This window comes from Spirillospora sp. NPDC127506, from assembly GCF_040302145.1.
Classification (GTDB): domain Bacteria; phylum Actinomycetota; class Actinomycetes; order Streptosporangiales; family Streptosporangiaceae; genus Spirillospora.
Genome location: NZ_JBEORG010000005.1, coordinates 173,386 through 188,107 on the forward strand (window position 1 = coordinate 173,386; position 14,722 = coordinate 188,107).

Genomic DNA, 14,722 nt, shown 5'->3' on the forward strand with positions numbered 1-14,722 from the left:
CACGGGAACCGGGGAGGCGGCGCGATGCAGCGCTTCGACGCGATCGTCATCGGCGCGGGGCACAACGGGCTGGCGGCGGCCGCCCTGCTGCAGCGGGCAGGTCTGCGGACCGTCTGCCTGGAGTCCAAGCGGTACGCCGGCGGGATGGCCTCCACCGTCGAGCTCTTCGACGGCTACAAGTTCGAGATCGCGGGCTCGCTGCAGTTCCCGACGTCCGCGACGGTCAGCCGCGAACTCGGCCTGGACGCGGTGCCCACCGTGGACGTGGACGTCATGTCGGTGTCACTGCGCGGCGTCGGCGACGACCCGCTCGTCTACTACACCGACCCGATGCGGCTGATGACCCACCTGAACGAGGTGCACGGCACCGAGGTCGTCAACGGCATGGCCGAGCTGATGGCATGGAGCCGGGCACCGGCCCGGGCACTCGGACGCTTCGACGCCGGGTCGCCACCCAAGACGCTGGACGAGATGTACGCCTGCGCGACCAATGAGCGCGAACGGTCCAGCATCACCGACCTGCTGTTCGGATCGGTCACCGACGTGCTCGACCGCTACCTCCCCGACAAGGACAAGCACGGCGCACTGCGGGGGATGCTCGCCTTCCTCGCGGTCAACACCACCTACCGCGGCCCGGCCACGCCGGGGAGCGCCGCAGCTCTGGCCTTCGGCCTGGCCGTCCCCGACGAGAGCACGGTTCTGATGAAGAAGCCGCGGGGCGGCATCGGAGCGCTCACCGCGCACCTCCGGGACCTGTTCACCTCCGCCGGCGGAGAGCTGCGGCTGCGCACCGAAGTGACAGAGATCCGCGTCGTGAATGGACGCGTCGTGGGCGTCCGGACCAAGGACGGGTCAACGCTCGACGCCCCGATCGTCGTCTCCTGCATCGCCCCCGACCTGACGATCACCCGCCTGGTCCCGTCCAGCGCCGTGGCCGCCGACGTGCGCCACCGCTTCTCCCGCGTCGACCACCGCGGCAGCTACGTCCAGATGCACTTCGCGTTGGACGGCGCACCGGAGTTCGCGGCACCCTACGAGCTGCTCAACGACCCGTCGATGCAGGCGGCCATCGGCCTGTTCAGCACGCCGGAGGAACTCCAGCGGCAGTGGGAGGACTGCCGCCGCGGGATCGTGCCGGCCGACCCGGCCATCGCGTTCCAGATCCCCTCGGCACACGACCCCGGCCTCGCGCCGCCGGGCAAGCACGCGGCATCGGCGTTCTCACTGTGGTTCCCCATCGAGGCCGACCGCGCCGACTACGCCCGGTTGAAGGCCGAGATGGGACAGCGCGTGATCGACAAGATCACCCGGGTGGCACCCGGCTTCGCCGACCTCATCACCAAGCACACCACGTTCACACCACGCCACATGAGCACCATGTTCGGGGCGCCGGGCGGCGACTACTGCCACGGCCTGCTCCACCCGGAGCAGATGGGTCCCCACCGCCCCGGTCCGACCGGATACGCCGACCGGCCGCTCGGCATCGACGGGCTCTACCTGGGCAGCGCGGGTTGCCACGGCGGCCCGGGCATCACCTTCATCCCCGGCTACAACGCCGCCCACGCGGCCCTCACCGACAGCTGACCCGACGCCCGTCTGCGGTGCTCACCGAGTGTCCGCCACCTGGGCGGACGGGCCGCTCCGCATCAGCGGGCGACCGGCCGGCGGACCTGGTTCACCAGTAGGTCACAGACCACGCCATCGTCGGTGTCGTCACGCACGGCTCCGCCTTCAGAGCCTCACCCTCGACTCCGGCGATGACACACCTACCCGTGGCCTTGTTCAGGATCGCCATGTTCTGGTGGGTCCAGAAGTGACGCGAGTCCCTGTTGTCGCACGGCACCAGCGACATATAGGGGTAAGGCCAGCCCGAGTAGGGGACAAGGCACTGCCCCGTCTGGAGGCTGATCAGGAATCCGCCGTTCCACCATCCCCATCGCTGCCCCACGTCAGTGGAGTTGCATCGACCGTAGTAGGCCGCGCCGGTGTTGGAATCGAAACACAGTCCCGTCAAGGGGTTCATGATCTTGAATGGACCCGGAATCCCCGGCCACGTCATCCCTGCCGGCTGCATGTCCCCCGACGCTCTGGCATGGTCAGCCGGTGACTGGGCTGCCGCCGGAGAAGCTCCCAGCGGCGCCAGTACGGCTGTCAGCGTGAATACCACACCGATCCTCTTGTTCCGCAGCATTCCTCTCCCCAGTCTTTGCACTTTGCAGTCCGGAAACGCCGATCTGACCGGCGTTGAGTCCCGTATTAAGGATGCGGGCTGCGGCTGAACATGTGTTACAAATAAGCGCACACGTCTTTAGTCTGCGGGCACAACCTTGTGCTACTCGGGATCGAGGACGAGTGCGGGTGACAGCAGCACTCGGCCGCCCTGCAGAGGACGGGAGCAGGCATGGCGGCGATGCTGCGACCAGCGCCATACCCGTATGGGTGCAACACAGCAGTCCTTTGCCTGCTTCTTTCCAGCGGCCCGCACTCCCATCGTCGGGCAGCAGGACGAGACCAGCACTCCCTGACGCAGGGGCCGTTTCCAGGCCCGGCGGGAGATGTCAGGAACGGACCGTGACCCGGCGGATGAGGTGCACGTCGGTGAGCGGTCCTGTAGACGAGGCGAACCCGAACCTGACGGTGTCCGGGATGGGCTCGGGGGCGGGGAAGCGTAGAACCTGGCGGAAGCCCCCTCCGTCCTGGAAATCGACGTCGACCGTCACGACCGGGTCCGGCTCGCGCGCTATGGCGACACGGACGATCCGCTTGACCGGTTCCAGCAGGGCCTCGGCCCGCGTCGGCGCGACACCGGCGGGCATGGCCGCCAACTCGCCGTGGAGTCGGCCCGGTAGCGTCGACCGCCAGGTTCCGGTGGACGTCTTCTCGCCCATAGTGGCGGCGAGGACGCAATATCCTTCGGCGCCGTTCCCTGGACCGCGGGCGGTCACGACGTTGGGCCCGGGAGGAGGCGGTTGAAACGACGTGCCCGCCGGGGAACGCCGCCTGCAGCCGTTCCCGCGTCTTTCTCCGTCCCCGACGTAGTCGCCCAGCACGTCGAGTCCGATGCCGAGGTAACCGCCTGCGACACCGGGAACGAAGTCGGCTCCCGGACTGTCGTCCGGCAGTCTCTGGGCGTAGCCGAGGCTTCCGCCGAAAGCGCCCGGAGTGGTGAGCCGCTCGGCGCCGTCGGTGAGGAAGAAGGAGATCCCGTCGGCGGGCGTCCGCGTGGTGCTGCCGTACTGCCACTGCTCGAACGTCACCTCAAGACCGTCCTGCACCGGGACCGGCGAGTCGAAGAGCACGGCGCCGGTCTCTTCGAAGTGGGCATCGGTGAGCTGCAGATAGCCGTGCGGCGCCGCACCCACCGGCGGGACGGGGCCGGCCGGGTCCGGATGGCAGCCGCCGAGCGGATGGTTCGCGGCTTCCTCGACCTTCCCGCCTCGTGGAGCACCCGTCAGGCAGGCGGCCCCGTACCCGACGAAGCGGGTGTCCGCGGTGGCCCCGGTGAACGCCTCGTCGACCAGCACCGCGTCACGTCGCTCGTCTGCCGCCGGAGAACGTCCGGCCGCCGTGAGCGCCGCGACCATTCCGATCGCCGCGATGGCACGAAGCACCCCATGGCCCATGTTGTCGACCTTCCCCGCTGTTCGAAAAGTCTCCTCCCGCCGCATTCATCAGAACATGAGGTCACGGCCGGCCCGCCGGATTTCCTCGATCATGTCGATATTGCCGCTAGATCATTACCAGAAAGCGTGTCATCTTTTCGAACGGCCACGCGATCGCCATAACACCGTCATCGTCGATCACCTTCCGGAACACTCGGCGGAGAACCTCCGCCACGGCATGGCTCCACGGCTCTGCTCACAGGCTGTCCGGGATCATGACGTTCCGCCCGGTTTCAGCTTCTTCCGCCGGTGCGTTAATTCGAGCCGGACTCTGCCTGGCTCAGATCTACGACGCAGAACCGGTTTCCGTCCGGGTCTGCGAGGACGACGAAGTCCGGATCCGGTGGGTAGAGGTCCCAGTCGACTCGGCTCGCTCCAAGGCCGATCAGACGCGCGACCTCGGATTCCTGCTCCTCTGCGGTGTCCACGAACAGGTCGAGGTGCAGACGGGGATGGGGCTCGACCGGCGACTCGCTGTGCATGAGACCCAATGCCGGGCCGGACCCGTCTGCGTGCTCCAGCGTCCTCCAGCGCGGGCTTTCCTTCTCCGATACGGAAACAAGGTCCAGCGCCGCCGTCCAGAAGGCCGCGGCGCGGGGGATGTCGGTCACGCCGATCACAGGGAATCCGAGTCTGAGCACGGAACCGAGTCTAGAGACCCGAGAGCCACCCCATCGCAACCGTCACCGAGCACATGCTCATGCCGCTTGTGCGTTGCTCCCGGTGGTGGGCGATGGATGCGATCATGGTCGTGAGGAGGTGCCGTGAAATCAGGCGGAGCCAGCCGGACGGCGGTCTTCGTGTGCCAGGGGCGTGCGGTGGCGGATGGCCGGTGGGCCGTGGGCCGGTTCAGCGATCCAGTGGCCAGGCAGTTGCTTCGGCCCGAGGAGCTGAAGCCGGTAGACGCGGCACGGGCAGACGCCGCCCCTGGCCCGGATGGCGGCCGGGAGCGGTGGGCGGTGGAATCCGTCCGGGCCTGCGCCGAAATCGTGGTGCCCCGCACCGTGATGATCGACGACACGGTGACCAGCGCCGTTACCGATGGGGACTGCAAGCAGGTCGTCCTGCTCGGCGCCGGGCTGGACACCAGGCCATGGCGCCTGCCGGCCCTGGAGACGGCGACGGTGTTCTGCGTGGACCACCCCGCCACCCAGGCCGACGCGCAAGCCCGTGCCTCGGAGCTCAGCCCCGTGACCCGGCACCTGGTGTTCGCCGCGGTCGACCTGACCACCCAGCCGCTGGATGCCGCCCTTGAGTCCGCCGGGCATGATCGGACGGCACCGACAGTCTGGCTCTGGGAGGGAGTCGTGCCCTACCTGCGCAAGGCCGACGTGGCGACGGCTGCGACCGCGCTGGCGCGCCGGTCGGCCGAAGGCAGCGTCCTGGTGGTGAACTACCAGACCCCTTCCCTGACGGCCGGCCTCGGCCGGGGCTTGGCCAATCTCGTCGCCCGCATCGGGCGCATCGAGACCCCCACCGCGGACGAACCGTGGCGCTCGGCGTGGACGCCCGCCGGGATGGCCGAACTCTTGGCCGCACGGGGCTTCGCCGTTGAGCAGGACGCCGACCTGCTGCAACTCGCCCACGACCTCGGCTCACCCGCCAAGCACAGTCGATCCCTACGCAACGGGCGTGTTGCCGTCGCCCGTTTCACCGGCGCCGCTCCCGCAAGCAGCTGACCGCCCCCGTAATGGCGGCCCCGGCGCCCGGCCACTCGGCCCGAGAAACAGACCCTCAACGGCCAAGCGGCTTCTGGCTGCTTGGCGCTCGTTAGGACCCTGGATCCTGGTCTGGTGCTCTGCAGAGCCTTGCGTAGCGTCCGGGTGTCATGCCGAACGCTGCCTTGAACATCCTGGTGAAGTGGGCCTGGTCCGCGAAGCCGACTGCGAAAGCGGTCTCCGCCAGGGGCCTGCCCATGCGCAGTTTCTCGCGGGCGAGGTCGAGACGGCGCATGACCGAGTATCGGTAGGGACTGGTGCCGTATAGGGCACGGAACTGGCGTGCGAACTGATAGCGGTCAAGGCCGGTCACCGCCTCCAGCTCGCTTGAGCGCACGATTGCCGGACGACTGTCCATGAACTCTCGGCCGCGTTCGAGGGCGGGCAGGTCGACACGGCCGGGCCGGTCAGGAACGCGGGTGCCTGCGCTGCACCGGAGCAGGCCCTCGGCGATCTCCAAGACCAGAGCATCGAGCGCCAATGGCTCGGCCGTCGAGTCGAACGCCGCCCGTATCGTGCGCGCGAGGACCGGGTCGTCGGCCACGGGGGCCGCGAAGGGCAAGGAAGTCGGTCGTCCTGTGATGGCCGGCAGGGCGTCCGCGATTCGGGCCGGTGCGACGTAGATCTGCGCGTAACCGAGGAGGTCCGGCCCGTCGGCCCAGCCGTCGTGCGGCTCATCGGGATGCAGCACGAAGACCTGTCCCGGGGCGCTGCGCCGCACGGCGCCCCGGTAGTGGAACGCCTGCGCCCCCGTTTCGGTGACTCCGACGGCGTACACGTCGTGCCGGTGCCGGCTGTACGGGTGGCCGCGCAACCCCGCCCGGAACAGCTCCACGCCATCGACGGGTCCGCTGGTCTCCACCCACTCGCCGGCATCACACGAACCTTCAAGACCGCTGGGAGGCGGTCCGGCCACGCTGGGCGCCATATGTGGAGTCTAAGGAGAAGTCATGGGGGTCTCCCTCTCAACGACCCAGACGATCGCGTTCATGACATTCGCCGCGGTGGCCGCGGGAACTCCCGGTCCCAGCAACGTGCTGCTGGCCGCCGCCGGCGCCAGGGGCGGTATACGGCATGGTGTGCCGAGCCTGCTCGGGCAGGTGGTCGGGATGAGCGCCCTGCTGCTGGCCGTCACCCTGGGAATCGGCGGCCTCCTCCTCGACCGCCCGTGGCTCCTGGAAACCCTCAAGTGGGGTGGCGCGCTGCTGCTTTGCTGGATGGCCTGGAACATCGCGACCGCAACGTTTTCGGAAGGGGACGCGAGCGCCCCTGCTTGGTCCGGCTTCCTCGGCATGGCCGCCTTCCAGTGGGCCAATCCCAAAGGCTGGCTGATCAGCGTCGCGGCGAACGCCGCCTTCCTCGACCAGCACGGCGGAATCCTGAGCCGATCCCTCACCCTCACAGTTCTGTTCATGCTCACCGCTCTGCCCTGCTGCCTGCCGTGGCTGGCCTTCGGCGCCGCACTTCAGCACACCCTCCGCACGCCCCGGACCTGGCTCGTCTACCGCTCTGTAATGGCCGGCCTGCTGGTGGCGTCGGTCGCCCTCTTCGTCTGGCCTCACCGCTGATTCGAACTGGGCGAAGACCTTCACCGACCCGCGCCGCCTGACGCGCGGCGACTCATGCCGAGTGGCCTGGAACCCACGAAGCGCGGGTTAGCGAGTACCGCCGCATATGGGGTGGTCTCGGTGTGCGGGATGGGCTTCTCGTCACTGCTCCGGCGCGGACTTGGAGTCTTCAGTCGTCTCGGACGCGGCAGCACTGCGGCGGGCTCGCAGTGCGCGGACTCGGCCCCGGCTCGCGCATGCCGGGGATGGGCACCAGCGCCGCCGCCCCGGCGGGTCGATGAACACGCCCCTGCAGTCGTCTTCCGGGCAGATCTTGAGAGCCAGGCGGTCTGAACCGGTCATCTGATCGACGGCCTGGCGGGCGATCCGGGCGAGGGCGTGCGCGGTCGTCGCCGGGGGCTCGCGTCGCAGCCGGCCGGCCACGGCGAGTTTCACCGGATCGTCGTATTCGGCGAGGAAGTCGGCCAGGTCGGCCACGGCGTCCGCGGGCGGGGGCCGTTCGGCGACGGTGGCGAGCGCCAGGGCGCGCAGCGTCTCGCGCAGCTCGCGCGCCCGGTCCAGGTCGTGCTGGTCAGGCCGGCGCGCCGGAGACAGCTCGCACCGCTCCAGCCAATCGGCGAGGCGGGCGGGTGTGGCCAGGCGCTCGACCGGGTTCGGGCTGAACGCGCGGCCCCTGGTGGCGAGGAGGTTCAACCAGGCGGCGCCGCAGTCGAACCGGAAGGCGAGCTTGTCCTCTCTGACCATGAGGCAAGTGTAACGCTTCATCCGTTACCGAAAATGATGTAACGTCCCAGGCGTTACACAGTCGTTCGAGATGTGAGGGCGCAGTCATGGCGACGCACCAGGGACTGGCAGAGCAGCTGACCCCCGCGCGGCTGGATCGCGACGAGGGCTACCGGATGCTGGATCTCCTCCAGGACGAGGCCGCCCAGCGGGCGGTGCTGCCCGGCCTCGAACAGATCGCCCCCGGATACGCCGACTGGATCGTCACCGCCCTGTTCGGCGGCACCTACCTGCGGGACGGGTTGTCGCTGCGCGACCGGCAGCTCGTCAACCTGGCCGCGCTCACCGCGGTCGGCGGCGTGGACCCGCAGTTGTCCGGCCACGTCAAGACGGCACTGCGGGTCGGCATGACCCGCCAGGAGGTCGTCGAGGTCTTTGTGCATCTGGCGCCGTACATCGGCGTCCCTAAGGCACTGGCCGGCTTGAGGGTCGCCTCGGCGGCCCTCGCCGAGGTCGAGCAGGAGACCGGACGATGACCGCGGCGATCCGGACCGTGCTCGGGGACATTCGGCCCGAGGAGCTGGGCGTCTGCGACGCCCACGACCATCTGTTCATCAGCTCGCCCGCCCTGCCGGGACGAGCACTGGACGACGCGGTGGCCGCACGCTCCGAACTCGACGCGTTCGCCGCACTCGGCGGCCGGGCCGTGGTCCAGTGGACGCCGTGGGGAATGGGTCCGCGCGCCGGAGAGCTGCCCGCCCTGTCTCGGCAGTCCGGCGTCCACATCGTCTCCGCCACCGGAATGCACCAGGCCCGGCACTATGAGCCGGACGAGCTGGGGCGTGTTCGGGACAGCCTGGCCGAGCTGTTCATCAGGGAGCTGACCAGCCCGCCCGTGAAGGCAGGGATGATCAAAGTCGCCGGGGCCTATCACGGCCTCGACGGCCACGCACGCCGTGTTCTGGCCGCGGCCGCCGAAGCCCACCACGCCACCGGCGCGCCCATCGGCGTCCACCTGGAGGCCGGGAGCGCCGCCCTGGACGTGCTCGATGTGCTGTGCGGAACTCACGGGGTCGCCCCGCACCGCGTACTCCTCGGGCACCTGCAGCGTTTCCCGGACGCGAGCATCCACCGGCAGGCCGCCGAGGCAGGCGCGTTCCTGGTGTTCGACGGCCCCTCGCGGGCGCACCACGCCACCGACTGGCTCCTGCTGGGCAGCCTCGCCGCCCTCTCGGACGCCGGCCACGCTCATCAGATCCTGCTCGGAGCCGACACGGTCACCGCGGCCGCCCGCTCCAGCGCCGACGGCCCCGGCATGCCGTTCCTGCTCAGCGGCCTGCGTCCGCGGATCGAGCGGGAACTCGGCCCAGAACTCGCGTCCGCCGTCTTCACCGAGAATCCGGCCCGCGCCCTGGCGGTGCAATGGCGACAGCCATGACGGATGAAATCCCCGATCCTCTGCCGGTCACAAGACGGAAGCGCGCGGGCGGCACCGTGCCGGCACCGGGGCTCTGTCTAGATGGCCGGCAGGGTCATCACGCCGTTGCCGATGATTGTTGCGTGTCCGCCGACGGTGACCTCGGCGAGTCGTCCCTCCTCCTTGCGAGCGGTGCCCTCTAGCGAACTCGGGCGGCCCATGGCGAGTCCCTGGTCGATCTGCACATGGCAGGTGGCGTCTTGGTTCGGTGAACGATGGGCGATGGCGGCGACCAGAGCTGCGCATGCCGACCCGGTGGCCGGGTCTTCGTCGATACCGAGGGCGGGGGCGAACATCCGGGCGTTCAGCCGGCGACGGTCGCCATTGTCCTCGGCGAAAACGTACAGGTGGGGGGACCAGCCGTCGGCGATGCCGGCTTCCCATGCGGCCCTGTCCAGCACGGCTCGGTCCACCAGGTCCCGGTCGGTCAGGCGCACGAAACAGAACCTCACCCCTACGCTTGCGTAGAAGCTTTCGGCGACGGAGTCCGGGGGCAGTCCGAGAGCCTTGGTGATGGCATCCACCGGGGGCGTCTCGTCAGCGGTCTCATACTCGGGAGACCGCAGGCAGAGTTGTACCGTCCGCCCGTCAATGGCAACGGACACAGGACCGATGCCCTCTTCGAGGACAAACTGCCGCTGAGCGTCACCTTTGCCGAGGCTCGCCAAGACCGCCGCGGTGCCGATGGTCGGGTGACCGGCGAAAGGCAGTTCCTGGAGCGGAGTGAAAATCCGGACCCGGCAGGTGTTGGACGGGTCGCTGGGCGGCAGGACGAACGTGGTCTCCGGGAAGTTGAACTCCCGCGCCAGGCTCTGCATCTCCGTCTCGGAGATGCCCTCGGCGTCCGGGAACACCGCGAGCCGGTTTCCGCCGAAAGGACGGTCGCTGAAGACGTCGACCAGGGTGAACTCGAAACCCATGCCTCAGCTCACCACCACGTCCATCTCGACTGCCGCACCCAGTGGCAGGGCGGCGACGCCGATCGCGGTGCGCGCGGGGAAGGGCTCGGCGAAATGCTTGGCGTACGCCCCGTTCATGGCCGCGAAATCGTCCATGTCGGTGAGGTAGACCCCGACTCGGACAACGTCGCCGAGACTCTTGCCTGCGCTCTCCAAGACGGTCGAGATGTTGGAGAGGATCTGGTCGGTCTGCTGAGCGACGTCACCGTCGATCAGTGCGCCTGTGGCGGGGTCCTGGGCCACCTGCCCGCTCAGGTACAGGAGTCCGCCGCCGTGGACGGCAAGCGAGAACGGCCCTACCGGCGCCGGGAGCTTGTCGCTGGTGATGGCTTCGCGCGCCATGGTCGATACCTCTTCCCTGTGTCATTCCAGTACTTGCTCATCCGGCGGCTCGGCGCCCCGAGACAAGGGCGTCGGCAGTCATGCCTCGGACAGGAATTCGCTGCTCTCCCGGAGCCGGCGCAGTCGCGCGAGCAGATCGGTGACTTCGGCGTCGCCGAACTCGTCCGCGACCTTCCGCTGCACCTCTTCCCACAGCGGATACGCCTCCGCGTGCTTGCGCACCCCGCGGTCCGTCAGCCGCAGCACCCGGCTGCGCCGGTCCGTCCCCGTCATCGCTTCGACCAGACCCGCCTCCACCAGCGGACCCACCTCGCGGGAGCACGTCGAGCGTTCCATGGCCAAGCGTCCGGCCAGTTCGCTGATGGTCAGCGGGCCTTCCTTCGACAGCCGCGACATGATGCTGTAGCCGGTCACGCGCAGGCCGACCCCCGACAACGCCCGGTCGTACAGCCTGTTCACGGCTCGCGTCGCCATCCGCAGCGAGGTGCACACGCAGTCGCTCTCTACCGGCTTCACAGAAAATGAGTGTATATACACGCATTTGCCTGTCAACCCCCTATGCCCGCGCCGTCTCCCTGGAATGCCCGTCCCGGGGTGCGCCGGTGGCCGCCGCGGCCGGCCTGAGGCAGGGGCCGGCGCGCGGCGGTTGCGGTTGGCCTGCGTGCTGCGTCAGATCAGGGGAGGACGGTCAGGGGCGGGTCCAACGTTGGTTGGCGCCGCCGTTGCATGTCCAGATTTGGAGGTAGGTGCCGTTGGACGTGGCGTTGTTGGGGACGTCCAGGCACTTGTTCGCGCCGACGGCGGTGATGCTTCCGTCGGAGTTGAAGCGCCACTTCTGGTTGTTCTGGCCGTTGCAGTCCCAGATGATCACGCTGGTTCCGTTGGCCGTGCCGTTGTTGTTCACGTCGAGGCACTTGCTTCCGTAGACGCGCAGTTCGCCGGCGGCCGTGGAGGTCCACTGCTGGTTGCTCTGGCCGTTGCAGTCCCAGATTTCGACGCGCGTTCCGTTGGCCTGGGACGCTTCGGTGACGTCCACGCATCTTCCCGAGCCCACTCCGCGGATCTGGGACGCGGGGTTGGGGGTTCCGCCGCTGACCCGGTAGACGACGGTGCCGTGCGAGGGCACGCTCGCCGAGATGGAGCCGGTGGTCGAGGTGACGGCGTTCGTCCAGGCGTCGCGGAGGCTGAAGGAGCTGCCGGACAGGCCGATCGCCGAGGCGCTGGTGCTGACGGTCGTCGTGCCGCCGCCCTGGTTGAACAGCGCGACCGCGACGTCGCCGTTGCTGAGCCGTTTGGCCAGGACGCGGCGGGTGCCGTCGTTGCTGATCTGGTCGGCCTGGAGGCCGAGCGAGTCCTGGTTGATGGCGATCAGGTTCTGGTTCTTCAGGATCGTGGCGGTCGCGGAGTCCATGTTCCGCACGTCGTTTCCCGCGATCAGCGGCGCGGCCATGATGGCCCACAGGGCGAAATGGCTGCGCATCTCGGTGTCGGTCATGCCGCCGCGGCCGACCACCATCATGTCGGGGTCGTTGAACTGTCCCGGCTTCGCGTAGCCCGACAGGGGCACGTTGACGTTGACGATGTTCTGGATGCCCATCGGGTAGCCGTTGGTCTGGCCCGAGTCCCAGACGTTCGTGATGTCCTCGGTCGTCCGCCAGATATTGGCGACGTCGCCCCAGTTCCGCTGCGGGCCGGTCTTCTCGTGGATGCTGTTGGGGTTGATGCTGTAGAGGATCGGCCGCCCGGTGGCCGCCAGCGCGTCGCGCATTTTCGCGAAGGTGCGGACCTGGTCGTCGATGCTGCCGGTGGGAGAGCACCAGTCGTACTTGAGGTAGTCGACGCCCCAGGCGGCGAACTGCCGGGCGTCCTGGGCCTCGTGGCCGAGACTGCCGGTGGCGCCCGGATAGGAGCCGAAGTACTGGGCGCACGTACGGTCGAGGGGCACTTCGTAGAGGCCGAACTTCAGGCCCCTGCTGTGCAGGTAGTCGCCGAGCGCCTTCATGCCGCTCGGGAATCTCGACGGATTGGCCCGCAGGTTGCCGGACGAGTCGCGGTTGGGGTCGAACCAGCAGTCGTCGACCACGACGTACTGGTATCCGAGGTCGCGCATGCCGGAGGCGACGATCGCGTCGGCCGCCTGGTGGATCAGTGTCTCGCTGATGTTGCAGCCGAAGGAGTTCCAGGTGTTCCACCCCATCGGCGGGGTGCGGCCCACGCCGTTGTCCAGCGCTTGGGCCTGGGGGGCGGGGGTCAGTGCGACGGCCATCGCGGCGGCCGCGGCCGCGGTGGTCAGCAGCGCGCGGATTCGTTTCCTGCTCATAGATTCGCTCCGCAGTGTCATGGCCCGTTCCGTGGGGTGGATCGTCTGCGGTGACCCGGGCAGCGGGCCCGGCCTTTCACCGGGCCCGCCGCACCGGGCCGCCGCACCGAGTTCGCGACGGCGGGTCCTCCCCGAGCCGGACCCGTGTCACGTCGTCAGCGCTGCAGTGTCAGCAGACCCGGCCGGTAGGGCAGGAGGCCGTAGTCGCCGCCGGAGTTGGGGCTGCGCCCCTGGTAGAGCAGTTGCAGGTTGCAGGGGTCGACGGTGAAGGTCTGGTCGGCGCTGGTGCGGATCAGTTCGCCGTGGCTGATGTCGTTGGTCCAGGTGGCGCCGCTGTTGGCCTTGCCGGCGAAGGGGTTGCCCTCGCTCGTGGCCTGCGGCGTCCACGAACCGTTCAGGCTGGTGGCCGTGAACGAGCGGAAGTAGCGTCCCTGGGAGCCGATCGCCTCGACGATCATGAGGTAGCGGTTCTGGTCCTTGAGCTTGTAGACCTGGACGGCTTCGAACAGGTTGTTGGTCGAATCGCTCATGATCACGGTCGAGTTCGAGCCGAAGTTGCCGGGGAAGTTCCCGATCGGCATGCTGGCCCGGTAGATCTTGCCGTTGTCGCCGGCGAAGAACAGGTACATGTTCGAGCCGTCGCCGATGAGCGTCTGGTCGATGGGTCCCGTTCCGGAGCCCGAGATGCTCCCGGTGAAGAGCGCGTGCTCGGACGACCAGCCGTTCGGGTTGGCGGGGTCGTTGGACGTCCGGTAGGAGAAGGCGCTGCTGCCCCACTGGTAGGCGAGTACCCAGATGTTCTTCGGCGCGAAGTAGAAGAGCGTGGGAGCCACGGTGGAGTTCGACATCGCGTTCTGGCTGACGGACCCCATCTGCGACCAGTCGCTGAACAGGCCGAAGTTCATCGACCCCCATCTCGTCCCGGTGTCGTGGGTGGTCGCGTAGACGAGGTGCTGGCCGTTGTAGGGAGCGACGGTGAAGTCCTTGAGCGAGACCCACCCTGACCTGGGCTGCGCCAGCGGGCCCGTCGACGTCCAGTGGTACGAGGACGGAAGATCGCACGACTGGCCGGGGTCGCCGCTGCCGCCGCCGACCTCGACGAGCTGCCACTGCTGGTTCGCGCCGCCCCAGTCGTCGTACTGGACGATGTTCGCGCCGTCGGCGGTGGAGCCGCCCTGCACTTCGAGGGCCTTGTTGCTGTTGCGCGAGATGAACCTGACATAGCCTCCCGAGCTGTCTGCGAGCCGCCACTGCTGGTTCGTGCCGTTGTGGTCGGACCACTGGACGATCGGGGCGCCGTTGGCGGTGGAGTAGTTGTAGACGTCCAGCACCTTGCCGGAGTGGCGCGACCTCAGGCGGTAGTAGCCGCCGCCGGAGTCGACGAACTGCCACTGCTGCTGGTACTGGTCGTTCCTGGTCCACTGGGTGATGCGGGCGCCGTCGTTGGTCGCGAGGTTGTAGACGTCCAGGGCCTTGCCGCTGTTGCGGTTGACCAGGACGTACCACTTGTTCACGTCCACTGTCGCGGCTAGGGCGGCCTGTGTGTTGATCACGGACAAGAGCACCGACAGCAGGAGCGATGCAATCACCGCCGCACCGGTCCTCAGCATGGACTTCTTCCCTTCGTGGGTGAATGTTACCGCTAACATTTCGAGCCGGGCAGAACCTCTTCTCCATCGGCGATTGGGGGGAGGTGGTGGTGCGCCGGAGTAAATACGAGGCCGCGCGGCTCGTCAAGGGGCAATCTCGTCGAAACGTTTCGTATGCAGGTCGCCCTGCCAAACCGCGCGTTCACGCCGGTGATCGGGCATCTGCCATGAAATGTTTTGAAACTATTGACGAAACGTTCACGGCCTCACACAATGAGTCCCCGACGCCTTGGTGGTGGGCGTTCCGGTGAGGGAACGCGGCGTCTGCTGCACGGCTGTGCCCGTGCCCCTTCTTCGCTTCACT

General features: G+C 68.3%; 15 protein-coding genes. 5 read left to right on the forward strand and 10 right to left on the reverse strand.

Features of this window, described 5'->3' with window-relative positions; translation table 11 throughout:
- Positions 1 to 24 precede the first annotated feature (24 nt).
- Positions 25 to 1,584 (forward strand): phytoene desaturase family protein, encoded by a 1,560-nt coding sequence (locus ABTW95_RS08030; RefSeq protein ID WP_396453182.1) that lies wholly within the window; start codon positions 25 to 27, stop codon positions 1,582 to 1,584.
- Positions 1,585 to 1,675: 91 nt separating this feature from the next.
- Here the strand turns inward: ABTW95_RS08030 and ABTW95_RS08035 are convergent, their stop codons facing one another.
- The 3 genes from ABTW95_RS08035 to ABTW95_RS08045 all read right to left on the reverse strand — a co-directional run bounded on the left by ABTW95_RS08035 (position 1,676) and on the right by ABTW95_RS08045 (position 4,303).
- Positions 1,676 to 2,191, reverse strand: coding sequence for a hypothetical protein (locus ABTW95_RS08035; RefSeq protein WP_500225600.1), 516 nt, complete (start codon positions 2,189 to 2,191; stop codon positions 1,676 to 1,678).
- 367 nt (positions 2,192 to 2,558) lie between these two features.
- Positions 2,559 to 3,623: an L-type lectin family protein gene (locus ABTW95_RS08040; protein ID WP_396455154.1), complete on the reverse strand. Its 1,065-nt coding sequence runs from the start codon at positions 3,621 to 3,623 to the stop codon at positions 2,559 to 2,561.
- A 293-nt stretch (positions 3,624 to 3,916) separates the two neighbouring features.
- Positions 3,917 to 4,303, reverse strand: coding sequence for a VOC family protein (locus ABTW95_RS08045; RefSeq protein ID WP_500225601.1), 387 nt, complete (start codon positions 4,301 to 4,303; stop codon positions 3,917 to 3,919).
- Between the two features lie 123 nt (positions 4,304 to 4,426).
- On the opposite strand from ABTW95_RS08045, the gene ABTW95_RS08050 reads away from it, so the two are divergent.
- Entirely contained in the window at positions 4,427 to 5,341 is a 915-nt protein-coding gene (locus tag ABTW95_RS08050; RefSeq protein ID WP_396448624.1) for a class I SAM-dependent methyltransferase, read from the forward strand.
- A 91-nt stretch (positions 5,342 to 5,432) separates the two neighbouring features.
- Here ABTW95_RS08050 and ABTW95_RS08055 read toward each other — a convergent pair whose 3' ends face one another.
- Positions 5,433 to 6,308 carry a helix-turn-helix domain-containing protein gene (locus tag ABTW95_RS08055; RefSeq protein WP_396448625.1) on the reverse strand — a complete coding sequence of 292 codons (876 nt, stop codon included), beginning with the start codon at positions 6,306 to 6,308 and terminating at the stop codon, positions 5,433 to 5,435.
- 22 nt (positions 6,309 to 6,330) lie between these two features.
- On the opposite strand from ABTW95_RS08055, the gene ABTW95_RS08060 reads away from it, so the two are divergent.
- Positions 6,331 to 6,948: a LysE family translocator gene (locus tag ABTW95_RS08060; protein WP_396448626.1), complete on the forward strand. Its 618-nt coding sequence runs from the start codon at positions 6,331 to 6,333 to the stop codon at positions 6,946 to 6,948.
- Between the two features lie 141 nt (positions 6,949 to 7,089).
- Here ABTW95_RS08060 and ABTW95_RS08065 read toward each other — a convergent pair whose 3' ends face one another.
- Positions 7,090 to 7,692: a CGNR zinc finger domain-containing protein gene (locus ABTW95_RS08065; protein WP_396448627.1), complete on the reverse strand. Its 603-nt coding sequence runs from the start codon at positions 7,690 to 7,692 to the stop codon at positions 7,090 to 7,092.
- 86 nt (positions 7,693 to 7,778) lie between these two features.
- On the opposite strand from ABTW95_RS08065, the gene ABTW95_RS08070 reads away from it, so the two are divergent.
- Positions 7,779 to 8,207 carry a carboxymuconolactone decarboxylase family protein gene (locus ABTW95_RS08070; RefSeq protein WP_396448628.1) on the forward strand — a complete coding sequence of 143 codons (429 nt, stop codon included), beginning with the start codon at positions 7,779 to 7,781 and terminating at the stop codon, positions 8,205 to 8,207.
- Positions 8,204 to 9,109, forward strand: coding sequence for a phosphotriesterase family protein (locus tag ABTW95_RS08075; RefSeq protein WP_396454388.1), 906 nt, complete (start codon positions 8,204 to 8,206; stop codon positions 9,107 to 9,109). The genes ABTW95_RS08070 and ABTW95_RS08075 overlap by 4 nt, the downstream gene beginning before the upstream one ends.
- A gap of 77 nt (positions 9,110 to 9,186) precedes the next feature.
- Here the strand turns inward: ABTW95_RS08075 and ABTW95_RS08080 are convergent, their stop codons facing one another.
- The 5 genes from ABTW95_RS08080 to ABTW95_RS08100 form a co-directional block, all read right to left on the reverse strand.
- On the reverse strand, positions 9,187 to 10,068 hold the full coding sequence (locus tag ABTW95_RS08080) for a PhzF family phenazine biosynthesis protein (RefSeq protein ID WP_500225603.1): 882 nt from the start codon (positions 10,066 to 10,068) through the stop codon (positions 9,187 to 9,189).
- Positions 10,069 to 10,071: 3 nt separating this feature from the next.
- A complete protein-coding gene (locus tag ABTW95_RS08085) occupies positions 10,072 to 10,449 on the reverse strand; it encodes a Rid family detoxifying hydrolase (RefSeq protein WP_396448631.1) in 378 nt (125 codons plus the stop codon).
- A 78-nt stretch (positions 10,450 to 10,527) separates the two neighbouring features.
- Entirely contained in the window at positions 10,528 to 10,965 is a 438-nt protein-coding gene (locus tag ABTW95_RS08090; protein ID WP_396448632.1) for a MarR family winged helix-turn-helix transcriptional regulator, read from the reverse strand.
- Positions 10,966 to 11,137: 172 nt separating this feature from the next.
- Positions 11,138 to 12,769 carry a glycoside hydrolase family 27 protein gene (locus ABTW95_RS08095; protein WP_396448633.1) on the reverse strand — a complete coding sequence of 544 codons (1,632 nt, stop codon included), beginning with the start codon at positions 12,767 to 12,769 and terminating at the stop codon, positions 11,138 to 11,140.
- A 155-nt stretch (positions 12,770 to 12,924) separates the two neighbouring features.
- Complete coding sequence (locus tag ABTW95_RS08100) at positions 12,925 to 14,358, reverse strand: non-reducing end alpha-L-arabinofuranosidase family hydrolase (RefSeq protein ID WP_396448634.1); 1,434 nt, start codon at positions 14,356 to 14,358, stop codon at positions 12,925 to 12,927.
- Between the last annotated feature and the right edge of the window lie 364 nt (positions 14,359 to 14,722).